Origin of the sequence: Piscinibacter sp. HJYY11, assembly GCF_016735515.1 — a bacterium.
Classification (GTDB): Bacteria; Pseudomonadota; Gammaproteobacteria; order Burkholderiales; family Burkholderiaceae_C; genus Rhizobacter.
Genome location: NZ_JAERQZ010000001.1, coordinates 1762730 through 1775347, shown reverse-complemented (window position 1 = coordinate 1775347; position 12618 = coordinate 1762730). Strand labels below are relative to the sequence as shown.

The following is a 12618-nucleotide window of genomic DNA, read 5'->3' as shown; positions in this document are numbered from 1 at the left end:
GAGCTTCGCAAGAACCGCACGGTGATCACGTTGCAAGCGCTTTCACGGCTGGGTATCGTCTGGGCATGCAACCCGACCATTTCAGTTTTCCGCCAGGCTTCCTGTGGGGCGCTGCCACCTCGGCCTACCAGATCGAAGGCAGCACCGATGCCGACGGCCGCACCCCCAGCATCTGGGACACCTTCGCCCGCACGGCGGGCCGCGTCGCCAACGGCGACACCGGCGACCGCGCCTGCGATTCCTACCGCCGCGTCGAGGAAGACGTGGCCTTGCTGCGCCAGCTCGGCGTGCAGGCGTACCGCTTCTCCATCTCGTGGTCGCGGGTCATGCCCGCGGGCCGCGGCCCGCTCAACCCCGCCGGCGTCGACTACTACCGCCGCCTGGTGCGCGGGCTGCGCGAGGCCGGCATCCAGCCGATGGTCACGCTCTACCACTGGGACCTGCCGCAGGCCCTGCAGGACGAAGGCGGCTGGGCGTCGCGCCGCTGCGCGCACGACTTCGCAAACTACGCCCGCGCGATGTTCGAGGCGCTGGGTGACGAGGTGCCGGTCTGGTTCACCATCAACGAGCCGTGGTGCGCGTCCTTCCTGTCGTACGCGTATGGCCTCCATGCGCCGGGCGAGCGCGACCTCGCACGCGCCGTGACCGTGGCCCATCACCTGCTGCTCGCGCACGGCCTCGCGGTGAAGGAGTTCCGGCGCGGCGAGTTCGCCGGCCGCATCGGCATCGCGCCCAACGTGGAATGGCACGAGCCCTACACCAGCCACCCGGCCGACGTGGCCGCGTGCGAGCGGGGCCTGGCCTGGTTCAACCGCTGGTTCCTCGACCCGCTGTACCGCGGGCGCTATCCGTCGGACATGCTCGCCCGCTACGCCGCGCTCGGCATCCACCCGCCGGTGGAAGACGGCGACATGGCCACCATCGCGCAGCCGACCGACCTGCTCGGCATCAACTATTACTCCGGCTGCTATTCGCGCGAGGCCTTGCCCGCCGAGCCCCCGGCCGACGAGGTGGCGCGCCAGATCCACGAACTGCGCCGCCTGGAGTCGGTCGACGTGCCCGGCTTCAAGAAGACCGACATCGACTGGAACATCTACGCCGACGGCCTGTACAAGGTGCTCTCGTGGATCCGCGAGGAGTACGGCAACCCGCCGATCGTGATCACCGAGAACGGCGCCTGCGACAACACCGGCCCCGATGCCAACGGCGTGATCGACGACGCCGCGCGCATCGAGTACTTCCGCCGCCACGTCATCGCGCTCGACCGCGCGGTGCGCGCCGGCAGCGACCTGCGGGGCTACATGGCCTGGTCGCTGATGGACAACTTCGAGTGGGCCTACGGCTACGACATGCGCTTCGGCCTCGTGCACGTCGACTTCGACACGCTGGCGCGCACGCCGAAGGAGAGTTTCCATTGGTACCGCCGGCTGATCCAGGAAGGCGGGTGTGTCGCATGAAGGCCAACAACATGATGAGACGAGTGGTGGTGGGGGCCGCGGTGGCGGCGCTGCTGGGTGGGTGCGGGGCACCCGTGCCGCAGGCAGGGAAAGTGGACTCGCCGCAGGCCTCGAAGGTCGACGCGCGCGTGACCGTCAACGCCGACCAGGCGGGCCTTGCCGTCAACCCGGCCGTGACCCGCGGCTACAACTTCGGCAACTGGATGGCGATGGTGGACCACGGCGAGGCGCTCGCGCTCACGCCGGCCGCGTCGCTGCGCTTCCCCGGCGGCAACATCGGCGACGAGCAGGACATGGACGCCGCCACGCTGGACGCGTTCCGCTCGCTGCTGACGCTGGTGAAGGGCTCGCCGGAGCTCGTGATCCAGACCCGCGTGTTCGCCGGGCGCGTGGACCGTGTGCCGGCCAACCGCCCCGAAGACGCGGCCTCGGCCGTGCGCATGGCGCGCGAGCGCGGGCTGAAGGTGCGGCACTGGGAGATCGGCAATGAGCCCGATCTCTATGCCGTGACGCGCGGCGACAAGAGCTGGACACCCGAGCGCTACTGCGAGGTCTTCCGCGCGCAGGCCAAGGCGGTGAAGGCGGTGGACCCGCAGATCAAGGTGGTGGGGCCCGCCGTCTCGGGCATCCACGCGGCGCCGATGCGCTTCCTCGAACGTTTCGTCGAGCTGTGCGGCGACGTGGTCGACGTGGTGTCGTATCACATCTACCCGACCGAAGGCGACGGCAGCGAAGACGCCGCGCTCGGGAGCGTGGCGCAGGTCGATGCGACCCTGCGCTCGGTGCGCGACACGCTGCGCGACCCGCGCCGCAACCCGCTGGGCCACACCCGCGAGTTGCCCATCGCCGTGACCGAATACGGGCTGTCGTGGAAGACCGACCGGCCGCGATTCCTGTCCGACATGCCCGCGGGGCTGTGGACCGCCGAGACGGCGCTGCGCCTGGCCCGCCAGGGCGTGGACATGGCGCACTACTTCGCCTACCAGGGCACCGGTTTCCACGGCCTGCTCGACAACGCCGGCGTGCCGCGCCCCACGTACTACGCCTTCCGCCTGCTCAACGGGCTGGAGGGGCGGTTCGTGCAGGCCGAGTCGAGCAACGCGCGGCTCTGGTCGCACGCCGTGCGCGACGGCAACACGCTGCAGGTGCTGCTGCTCAACACCCAGACCGCGCCGCTGCGCGTGGCGCTCGACGTGGCCGGCTGGCAGCCGCAGCAGGTGAAGTACTTCGATGCCGCCATCGTGGAGGGCGAGGCCGATTTCGGCACCTTGCCGGCCAACCGCGAGCTCACGCTGCCGGCGCGTTCGATGGCGGTGGTGAAGCTGCAGCGCGCGCCTTGATACCCCACTAGATAAATACAGACAGAAGGAGACACACGACATGAACACCTCCAGCACGCGCCTTGGCGCGCGTGGCGGCATCGCCCTGGCCGCGGTGGCCCTCTTCACCGGCTGCGCCACGGCAGACGCCCCTGGCCCGGGCACCGGCGCCCCTGCAGCCAAGCCCACATCGGCCAGCGCGGCACCCGCGCCGCTGGTGTTCGCGGTGCCCGCGCCCGCCGGCGCCACGGCGCAGGGCGGCACGCACGAGGCCTTTGCCTATTCCGAAAAGGAAGGCGATGCCCGCATCGACGACGTGAAAGTCGTCGATGGCGTGGCCCGCGTCACCGGCACGGTGTGGCCGCAGAAGGGCAGCAGCTGGGCCGGCATCGGTTTCCTCGCCACGCCCGGGCCGGCCGGCAAGACCAGCGACCTCTCGGCCCACCGCCACGTGCGGCTCCAGCTCGCCTCGCCCGCGGCGGCGCAACTGCGCGTGCGCGTGCTGGGCGACGACCCGGCCACGCGCCAGTCGGGCTGTTACCCCATCGCCACGGTGGCCGTCGGGGCCGGCCTGCGCGAGGTGGCGGTGCCGCTGTCGGCCTTCCGCCCCGAAGGCTATTGCGATGCGCGTGGCAAGCCGATCGCGGCCGTGCTGCCCGCCGTCGCCGCCATCGAGGTGAGCGACCCCACGCTGAGCGGCACCTCGCGCCGCGCGGTCGACTTCAGCGTCGGCCGCATCACGGTCGGGCCCTGAGCCGCCCGTTCCGGCCGCTCTGGCCGGAAAAGTGTGCCGTAGTGCGCATCGCGTGATGTGCACCCGGCCGGTCGCCCGACCGGCCGCAGGCGAAGGGGGTGTTCACCCCCGTGTCGATGGACCCTCGGTCCGCTGGGAATTGGGCGGCTTCCGCCCCTTTCATCCCGCTCAAGTCGGCGGGCATTCCCAGAACAATGGCTGTGCGAAAACTCAGGCGCACGTGCCACATGACTGTCTTTCAACGCCCCGTTCAGCTGCCCACCGGATCAACCCAAATGACCGGGTTTCGGTGCGCTGATCGCCAGACCGTCGACGCACACCCTCTTACACACTTGATGCAATGCCAGGCCCTCTCTTCGGGCCCGGCGACGCGGAGCAACCCATGAACGTCAAACGCTTTACGGCGCGTACATCGCGCGACGCCCTGACCCTGGTGCGCCAGGCTTTCGGCGAAGACGCCGTGGTGTTGTCGACCAAGCCCTGCCCCGAAGGCGTGGAAGTGCTGGCCATGGCGCCCGAGTCGGTGCAGCAGATCGAGCGCCTGTCGGCCAGTTCCGTGGCAGCTCGCACCGCGCCGCAGCAGCCGGCGGCCCGCCCCGCCGCCAAGGCCACGCCGAAGGCGGCGCCCGCCCAGGCCGCCGCCCCCAAGCAACAAGCCCCCGTCATGCACGACGACGTGCAGGACGACGTGGCCCGCCTGTCGATGAGCACGCTCTCGTTCCAGGACTACGTGCGCGAGCGCATGCTCAAGCGCCGCCAGGCCGCGATGAACGCCCAGGGCCGTGGCCACGAGCCGGGCTTTGAAGACTCGCGCCAGGATTTCGCCGACTCCCGCCAGGGTTTCATGGACTCCCGGCAAGACATCGAGCCCGACCTGCCGAGCGCGCTCGAGCAGCGCCTGGCCGCCCGCAGCGCCGTGCCGCAGCCGCCCAAGGCCACGCCTAACCTCGCCATCGTCACCCCGCCCGCCCAGCCGCGCACGCAGATGCGCGAGCCGCCCGTGCTGCGTGAAGAAGTGCGTGCCGCTCAGGCGCAGCAAGCCATGCCCCAGCCGGTGATGCAGCAACCCATCGCCATGCAGACGCCCGTGATGCCCGTGCCGTCGCTGGCCGACACGCAGAGCGCCGTCAACCTGGCCGCCGCCCGCCGCGAGCAGCAGGACATGATGAACGAGCTGCGCTCGATGAAGGGCCTGATCGAAGACCGCTTCGGCGCGCTCGCCTTCATGGAGAAGATGCAGCGCCACCCGCAGCAGGCCCAGCTGATCCAGAAGCTGCTCGACTGCGGCTTCTCGCCCGCGCTCACCCGCAAGCTCGTCGAGAGCCTGCCCACCGACGTGGCCGACGAGACCGCCTGGGCCGCCAACGTGCTGGAGCGCAACCTCATCACCGGCGAAGCCGAGCATGCGCTCGAAGACCAGGGCGGCGTGTTCGCCCTGATCGGCTCCACCGGCGTCGGCAAGACGACCAGCGCCGCCAAGATCGCCGCCGCCTTTGCCGCCAAGCACGGCGCCAACAACCTGGGCCTGATCACGCTCGACGCCTACCGCGTCGGCGCCCACGAGCAGCTGCGCGCCTACGGCCGCATCCTCGGCGTGCCGGTGCACACCGCCCACGACCGCGCCTCGCTGGAAGACCTGCTGGAGCTGCTGGCCTCCAAGAAGATGGTGCTGATCGACACCGCCGGCATGGCCCAGCGCGACACCCGCACGCGCGAGCTGCTGGAGATGCTGGCGCACCGCTCCATTCAGAAGCTGCTCGTCATCAACGCCGCCGCACAAGGCGAGACGATCGAAGACGTGATGATTTCGTACCACGCGGCGGCCTGCCGCGGCATCGTGCTGTCGAAGATGGACGAAGCCGTGAAGCTCGCCCCCGCGCTCGACGCGCTGATCCGCCACAAGCTCAAGGTGGTGGGCGTGGCCAACGGCCAGCGTGTGCCCGAAGACTGGCACCGCCTGTCGGCCCATGCGCTGGTGCACCGCGCCTTGCGCGCCAACGTGAACCCGGCCTACCGCGTGGAAGCGTCCGACGTGAACCTGATCTTCACGGCGCGCCAGCAGGCCCAGCGCCCCCGTTCCTCTTCTCTCCACGCTTGATTTTTCTGCGCCGCCTCATGTACGACGCCTACGATTCTTCGTTCCCCACCGACCAGGCCGCCGGCCTGCGGCAGATGTTCGCCCACGCCCGGGTGCGCTTCGTGCCGGTGGTGGCCAACCCGCACGTCGCCTTCGGCGGCGTGATGCTCGAGCGGCTGTGCACCGCCTTCGCCGAGCACGGGGCGCACGTGCTGGTGATCGATGCGTCCGACCGTGCCCCGTCGCCCAAGGAGATGGCTGTGCTCGACCTGTCCGAATGCGTGGAGACGCTGTCTTCGCAGGTCTCCTACCTCGCGGCCCGTGGCCTGCCGGTGCGCTATGTCGACGCGACCGGCTCCACCGCCAGCTTCCTGCACGCCGTCGCCGACGCCGCGCCTCAGGCCGACGTGGTGCTGGTGCACGCGACCGAGACCGACCTGTTCCGCATGTTCGCCCGCAGCGAAGCGCGCCCGCTGCTGCTGGCCGACGACCGGCCCTCGGCCGTGACCCACGCTTACGCCGCGATGAAGCTGCTCAACCAGCGCGCCAATCTCGTGGTGTTCGACCTGCTGCTGAGCGCATCGCCCAACTCGCCGCGTGCCGAGCGCATCGCGATCCAGCTGGCGACCTGTGCCGATGACTTCCTGGGGGCCGTGCTGCGCGACTGGCTGCAGATCGACCCCGCCTCAGATGCCCGCGAAGCGCCCACCAGCGCGCTGCGCCGCTGGGCCCGCGACGTGCTGATGCAGGCGCCCGGCGCCCACGTTGGTGCACGCGGTTTGCACTCTGCGCAACAAGCGCAACCTGTCCTGAATTGACTGCTCGGAGCCGAGAAACATGTACACCGCCAAAGGCCAACTCGACGTCAACTCGATGCTCAAGCAGTACAGCCCGCTGGTGCGCCGCCTGGCCCACCAGATGATCGCCAAGCTGCCGGCCAACGTGGAGCTCGACGACCTGATCCAGGTCGGCATGATCGGGCTCACCGACGCACTCAGCCGCTTCGACGCGGCCCAGGGCGTGCAGTTCGAAACCTTCGCCACGCAGCGCATCCGCGGCGCCATGCTCGACGAGCTGCGCGGCAACGACTACCTTTCGCGCGGCGTGCGCAAGCAGCAGCGCAGCATCGAGAGCGCCGTGCACAAGCTCGAGCAGAAGCTCGGCCGTGCGCCCGCCGAGAGCGAGATCGCCCGCGAGATGGGCGTCACGCTCACCGAATACCAGGAGCTCCTGGGCAAGGTGCGCGGCACCCAGCTCGTCTACCTGGAAGACATGTCGGGCGACGACGGCGACAACGACTACCTCGACCGCCATGTGGCCGACGAGAGCTTCAACCCGCTCGCGCAGCTCCAGGACCAGCGCATGCGCGAAGCCCTGATCGAGGGCATCAAGAACCTGCCCGAGCGCGAGCAGTACGTCATGAGCATGTACTACGAGCACGACATGAACCTGAAGGAAATCGCGGCGGTGCTCAAGGTCACCGAATCGCGCGTTTGCCAGCTCCACAGCCAATCGATTGCCCGGTTGCGCGTGAAGCTGCGTGAGTGGTAAATACGGCCCATCATGTTCGAAGTATTCAGAACGTCCCGCGCTGACAAGACCCCGCCCGCGCCCGTTGCCGCCGACACCAGCGGTGTCGACCTGCGGTCGGCCGTGCAGTCGATCAGCAAGCAGGCGTCCAACATGGGCCGCGAGGCGGCCGAAGTGCGAGGCCAGCTCGACGACACCACCAAGGGTGCCGAACGCCAGGCCAAGGCCTTGGCGGCCCTGGCCGAGCAGGTGAGGAGCGTCACGCAGGCACAGGAAGAGATCGGCGGCGTGGTCGCCGGCAGCCGCGATGCGGTGGCGCGTGCGCGCCAGGCCGTCGAAGGCGTGGGCGAAGAGGTGGGCGGCATCGTCGACACCCTGCGCAACGTGGCCAGCGCCGCCAGCGAGATCACCCAGATCGCCCTGCAAACGCGGCTCGTCGCGTTCAACGCCTCGGTGGAGGCCAAGCGGGCCGGCGATGCCGGCCGGGGCTTCGGCGTCGTGGCCGATGCGGTGCGCGAGCTCGCCGGCAAGGTCGAAAGCTCTTCCAAGGCCATCATGAGCACGGTGGGCGAGCTCGACTCGCGCATCGATGCGCTGTCGCGCGAGATTCGTTCGCAGTCGCCGGCAAAGGCGGCCGAGCAGGGCGCCTTCCAGCGTGCGCTGGCCGACCTGGAGACGGGCGTCGGCAGCATCACCAGCGCAGCCGAGCACAGCCGCGAGGTCTGCACCGGACTCAACGCGCAGATGTCGGAGATCGAAGGCGAGATGCGCAAGGCCGGCAGCGCGCTGCAGGCCACCTTCGTGCGCAGCGAGTCCTTTCTCAAGGTGTCGGAGCACCTGATCGAGGTCGTGGCCGAGTGCGGCATCGAGACCGAAGACACCCCCTTCATCGCGCTCGCCAAGGAAGCCGCGGGCGAGATCTCGGCGCTGCTCGAAGACGCGGTGCGCACCGGCAGCATCGGCGAGGCCGAGCTCTTCGACGAGCAGTACCAGCCCATCCCCAACACCAACCCGCCGCAGCACACCACCCGCTTCATCGCGCTGGCCGACCGCCTCTTCCCGCAGGTGCAGGAGCGTGTGCTGCAGGCCGACAAGAAGATCGTCTTCTGCATCTCGGTCGACCGCAACGGCTACGTGGCCACGCACAACAAGGTCTACTGCAACCCGCAGCGCGGCGACGTGGTGTGGGACACCGCCAACAGCCGCTACCGCCGCATCTTCAACGACCGCACCGGCCTGGCGTCGGCGCGCAACCAGCGCCCGTTCCTGCTGCAGACCTACCGCCGCGACATGGGCGGCGGCAAGTTCGTGCTGCTGAAGGAATGCGCTGCACCGATCACGGTGAACGGCAAGCACTGGGGCGGTTTGCGCCTCGCGTTCAACTTCTGAATGTGGCCGCTGCCGGCCCTGCTGGTCTGGGGGCTCTGCTGGGGCCTCTTCCTCGGACTGCGCGCGCTCGAAGCGCGTGACTGGGCATCGCTCCTCCTTGCCACCGCAGCGGGTGCGGTGCTCAGCCTGCTGAGCGCACGCCGCTGGCGGCGCGTGTTCATCGCGCTTGGCTTCCCGCTTTCCGTGCTCGCTTCCGGCGTGGCCGGTGGCATCCCCGCCTGGGGCTGGCTGCTGCCGCTGCTGGCGCTCTTCGCCCTCTACCCCTTGCACACCTGGCGTGATGCGCCGATGTTCCCCACGCCGAGCGGCGCGCTGCAAGGGCTCTCGCGCATCGTGTGGCTCGACGGCGAGAACCCGCGGGTGGTCGATGCCGGCTGCGGCATGGGCGACGCGCTGCGCGAGCTGCACCACCAGTTTCCGCACGCCCGGCTCGACGGCCTGGAGTGGAGCTGGGCGCTGCGCTTTGCCTGCGCCCTGCGCTGCAAGTGGCTGCGCGTGCCGGCCCGCGTGAAGCGCGCCGACATCTGGAAGGCCGACTGGACGCCCTACGCGATGGTCTACCTCTTCCAGCGCCCCGAGAGCATGCCCCGCGCCGTGCGCAAGGCCGGGCGCGAGCTGCGCTGCGGCGCCTGGATGGCGAGCCTGGAGTTCGAGGCCACCGAGCTGCAGCCGACCGCCGTGCACGAGTGCGCCGACGGCCGCAAGCTGTGGCTCTACCAGGCGCCGTTCAAGGAACGCGCCGCCGCGGCTGGCTGACGCAGGGAAGGGGCACGCGGTTTGCCAGTGAGGCCGCATGACCGACGCCATCATCGAGTTCATCTCCAGCCAGGGCTACTGGGCCATTGCGCTCCTGATGTTTGCCGAGAACGTGTTCCCTCCGCTCCCGTCCGAAATGATCATGCCGTTCGCCGGCTTCGTGGCCGCGCGTGGGGAGCTGAGCGCGGCCGGCGTGGTCGCCGCCGGTGTGGCGGGCTCGGTGGCGGGTGGGCTGCCCTGGTTCTTCCTCGCTCGCCGATGGGGGGCCGAAAAGCTCAAGTGCCTGGCCGATCGGCACGGCCGCTGGCTGACGGTGAGCCGCCAGGAACTCGAGCGGACGGAACGCTGGTTCCAGCGCCACGGCGTCGGTGTGCTGGTGCTGGGGCGTCTCGTGCCCGGTGTGCGAACGCTGGTGGCCGTGCCGGCCGGGCTGACCGGCATGTCGCTGCGCAGTTTCCTCGTGTGGTCGTCCCTGGGCTCGCTCTTGTGGACGGGCTTGCTGACGGCGGCGGGCTACCTGCTGGAAAATCGCTACGAACAAGTCGTCGCCGTTCTCGACCCGGCCGCGAAACTCGTGCTGGCCTCGATCGTGGTGGCGTATGGTGTGCGCGTGGTGCGGGGGCGCCGGCCTGTGCGGTGATGCCGCTGCGGCGCATGCCGGAAGGAAGCCGCATGTTCCGCCAGACCGTGAAACCGAGACCCCGCCGTGCCGAGGGCGCCGTGCCCCTGCTCATCGTGCTGCCCTTCATCGGTGTCGGGCTGCTGACGGGTGCGCTGACCGCCTACACGCTCATCGACAGCATCCGCTTCCAGCGGCGCGCGGTGGCGGTGCCCGGCCAGGTGAAGGAGCTCATCGGCCACGAGACCATGACCGCCGTCGTCGAGTACGTCGACGCGACCGGCGAGCCGCGCGAGGTGCGCTCGGGCTGGGCCTCCAACCCGCCGGCCTTCGACGTGGGCGAACGCGTGACCGTGCTGCACGATCGAGACGACCCGAAAAACGCGCGCATCCAGAGCTTCGGCGAGCTGTGGGGCGTGTCGCTCTTCTCGTCGGTGTTTGCGCTGATCTTCGGCGGGGTGGGCGTCGGCACCTGGTGGTTCGGCCGCAGGAGGGGCTAGCCGCTCGCGCGCGGCGCTACGCCGGCGAGCCCAGGTTCCAGAGCCGCAGCGCGATGTGCAGCTCCAGCGCGCGCGTGGCGCTGCCCCAGTGGCCGATCAGGTCTTCGAGGGTTGCCAGGCGCTGGCGCACCGTGTTGACGTGGATGCCCAGGCGCTGCGCCGTCGTCTTGGCGTTCTGGTTGCAGTCGAAGTAGCACAGCAGCGTGGCCGCGAGCTCGGTGCCGCGCTTGCGGTCGTGCGAGGTCACGGCGCCGATCGTCGCGTCGAGGAAGGTCGTGAGGCTCGCGCGGTCGTGGGTTTCGAAGAGGGTCGAGTACAGCGCCAGCTCGTTCTGGCCGATCACGTGCCCTTGCACCCCCATGCGCCCGAGCACGCCCAAGGCGCGGCGCAGGGTGGCGTAGACCGCGGGGATCTCCGCCACCGCCGTGATCGGCCGTGAGGCCACGCCGCGGTGCACGGCCGCCATCTCGCTGCGGGCCCACTGGGTGGCGAGCAGCCGCAGCTCCGGCGCGCGGCTCGCGGCGCACAGCATCACGAGCACGCCGTCGATGTCATCGACCAGCACATCGTCCTGCGGCGGGAAGGCGCGGAAACGGCGCGCCGCGTATCCCGCGCTCGGGCTGTCCATCTCGATCAGCAGCAAGGCCAGCGGCTGCGCGAGGTCGACGCCTAGGCGCCCGGCGCGGTCGGCCATCAGCGCAGCCTCGTCCTGGCGAGGCGACACCAGCGCGCGCAGCAGCGCCGCGACGGCGCGGCTCTTGTTCGCCTCCATGCGCTCCTGCGACAGCAGCACGATGCCGATGACGCTCGAGCTGCGCTCGAGCGTGCGCACGGCCACCTCTTCCAGTTCGCCGCGGTGGAAGAGGGCGACCGAGCCGAGGATGTCGTCGCCGCCGATCACCGGCATCACGCGGCAGCGTTCGTCGCCGACCTCGTAGGCCTGCACAGAGCGCCCGGTCTGGCGGCTCAGGCGCAACGCACGGGCAACGTCGGTGCTGTGCTCGCCGTGCGGCGCGTAGCGCTGGGCCGCGTCGCCCGCATACGACTCGGCACTGCCGCGGGCGATGACCTGGGCGGCTTCGTCCAGCACCAGGAGGCTGCCGCCGAGCAGCTGCGCCACCGCGCCGCACAGCGCGGCCAGCGAGGCCCCGCGCGACAGCAGCGAGGTCATCTGCTCGTGCGCATCGGCGGCGGCCTGGATGCTGCGCAGGTGCCGCTCGAGCTCGGCGCGTGCGGCATCGGCCTTCGCCAGCGCATCGCTCGCGCGCTCGAAGTCGCGTGCATTGCGCAGCGCGACGGCGGCATGCGTGGCCAGCGTGCACAGGATCGAGATGCTCTGCGCGGTGTGCACACGGTGGTAGCGGTCGGCCACGAAGAGCAGGCCGATCACCTCGCCGTCCCACACCAGCGGCACGCCCACCAGCGCGGTGATGCCTTCGTCGCGGAAGGTGTCGTCGAGCCGCGCGTCGTGGGGGAAGCGACGGTCGTGCAGGTAATCGGGGGTGGTGAAGGGCAGGCGTGTGCTCATCACGATGCTCACCACGCCGCGGTCGCTGCGCGCGGCCATGTCGGTCACGCTGCGCGAGAGCGCGCCCTCGGCCACCACCACATGGAACTCGCCGCGTTCGGCGTCGTGGGTCGTGAGCCACGCGAGGTCGGAGCCGAGCAGGTTGCGCGCCTTCGCGACGATCGCCCGCAACAGGCTCGTGCGGTTGAGGCGGCTGGACAGGTCCTGCGCCGACTCGATCACCGCCAGCATGCCCTGCTCACGCTGCTGCAGCAGCTCGAGGCGGTTGCGCACCGCCATTGCCATGCGCACGAGCTCCGTCTGGGCCGACTTGCCGGGCGTGCCATCGGGCAGCGCCTCCAGCTGCGCCAGGTGCTGCGCGAAGACCTCGGCCGATGCGTCCTGATGCAGCAGCTGGACCAGGCGGCCATCGAGGGGCTCGACACATTCGGGAGTGAGGGCTGCGGTGTCCATCGGTTCGATCTCGGCCGCACAGGCTAGCAGAGGCATGGTGCTGCGGCGCGCCCGAAGGGCGAGACCGCCCTCCGGGTTTTCGCGATGGTCCGCGCGCACATCGCGCACCGGCTGCGTATGTGTGGGCCACACATTGAGCCAGTCGTCGGCCGCGCCGAGACTGCGTCGCGTGCCGACAGCCCGTGGACCGTGTGTGTCTGCGCAAGAGAGCACCGCTGGGGTCGCCCCAGCCACAC

At 70.1% G+C, this 12618-nt stretch carries 11 protein-coding genes; 10 read left to right on the top strand and 1 reads right to left on the bottom strand.

Annotation, left to right across the window (positions count from 1 at the left end; all coding sequences use genetic code 11):
* Window positions 1-65: 65 nt before the first annotated feature.
* The 10 genes from JI745_RS08030 (at window position 66) to JI745_RS07985 (ending at window position 10401) form a co-directional block, all read left to right on the top strand.
* A complete protein-coding gene (locus JI745_RS08030; RefSeq protein ID WP_201805278.1) occupies window positions 66-1457 on the top strand; it encodes a GH1 family beta-glucosidase in 1392 nt (463 codons plus the stop codon).
* A gap of 11 nt (window positions 1458-1468) precedes the next feature.
* The gene (locus tag JI745_RS08025) at window positions 1469-2797 is read left to right on the top strand and encodes a GH39 family glycosyl hydrolase (RefSeq protein ID WP_201805275.1); all 1329 of its coding nucleotides are present in this window, start codon (window positions 1469-1471) and stop codon (window positions 2795-2797) included.
* Between the two features lie 40 nt (window positions 2798-2837).
* Window positions 2838-3530 (top strand): hypothetical protein, encoded by a 693-nt coding sequence (locus tag JI745_RS08020; RefSeq protein WP_201805273.1) that lies wholly within the window; start codon window positions 2838-2840, stop codon window positions 3528-3530.
* A 382-nt stretch (window positions 3531-3912) separates the two neighbouring features.
* Window positions 3913-5628 (top strand): flagellar biosynthesis protein FlhF, encoded by a 1716-nt coding sequence (flhF, locus tag JI745_RS08015; protein ID WP_201805272.1) that lies wholly within the window; start codon window positions 3913-3915, stop codon window positions 5626-5628.
* A 17-nt stretch (window positions 5629-5645) separates the two neighbouring features.
* A complete protein-coding gene (locus tag JI745_RS08010) occupies window positions 5646-6425 on the top strand; it encodes a flagellar biosynthesis protein (protein WP_201805269.1) in 780 nt (259 codons plus the stop codon).
* A 19-nt stretch (window positions 6426-6444) separates the two neighbouring features.
* Entirely contained in the window at window positions 6445-7158 is a 714-nt protein-coding gene (locus JI745_RS08005) for an RNA polymerase sigma factor FliA (RefSeq protein WP_201805267.1), read from the top strand.
* Between the two features lie 12 nt (window positions 7159-7170).
* Entirely contained in the window at window positions 7171-8526 is a 1356-nt protein-coding gene (locus JI745_RS08000; RefSeq protein ID WP_201805265.1) for a methyl-accepting chemotaxis protein, read from the top strand.
* On the top strand, window positions 8527-9282 hold the full coding sequence (locus JI745_RS07995) for a class I SAM-dependent methyltransferase (RefSeq protein WP_201805263.1): 756 nt from the start codon (window positions 8527-8529) through the stop codon (window positions 9280-9282).
* Between the two features lie 37 nt (window positions 9283-9319).
* A complete protein-coding gene (locus JI745_RS07990; protein WP_201805260.1) occupies window positions 9320-9922 on the top strand; it encodes a DedA family protein in 603 nt (200 codons plus the stop codon).
* 32 nt (window positions 9923-9954) lie between these two features.
* Window positions 9955-10401: a DUF3592 domain-containing protein gene (locus JI745_RS07985; RefSeq protein WP_201805257.1), complete on the top strand. Its 447-nt coding sequence runs from the start codon at window positions 9955-9957 to the stop codon at window positions 10399-10401.
* A 16-nt stretch (window positions 10402-10417) separates the two neighbouring features.
* Here the strand turns inward: JI745_RS07985 and JI745_RS07980 are convergent, their stop codons facing one another.
* Window positions 10418-12382 carry a GAF domain-containing protein gene (locus JI745_RS07980; protein WP_201805255.1) on the bottom strand — a complete coding sequence of 655 codons (1965 nt, stop codon included), beginning with the start codon at window positions 12380-12382 and terminating at the stop codon, window positions 10418-10420.
* Window positions 12383-12618: the final 236 nt, after the last annotated feature.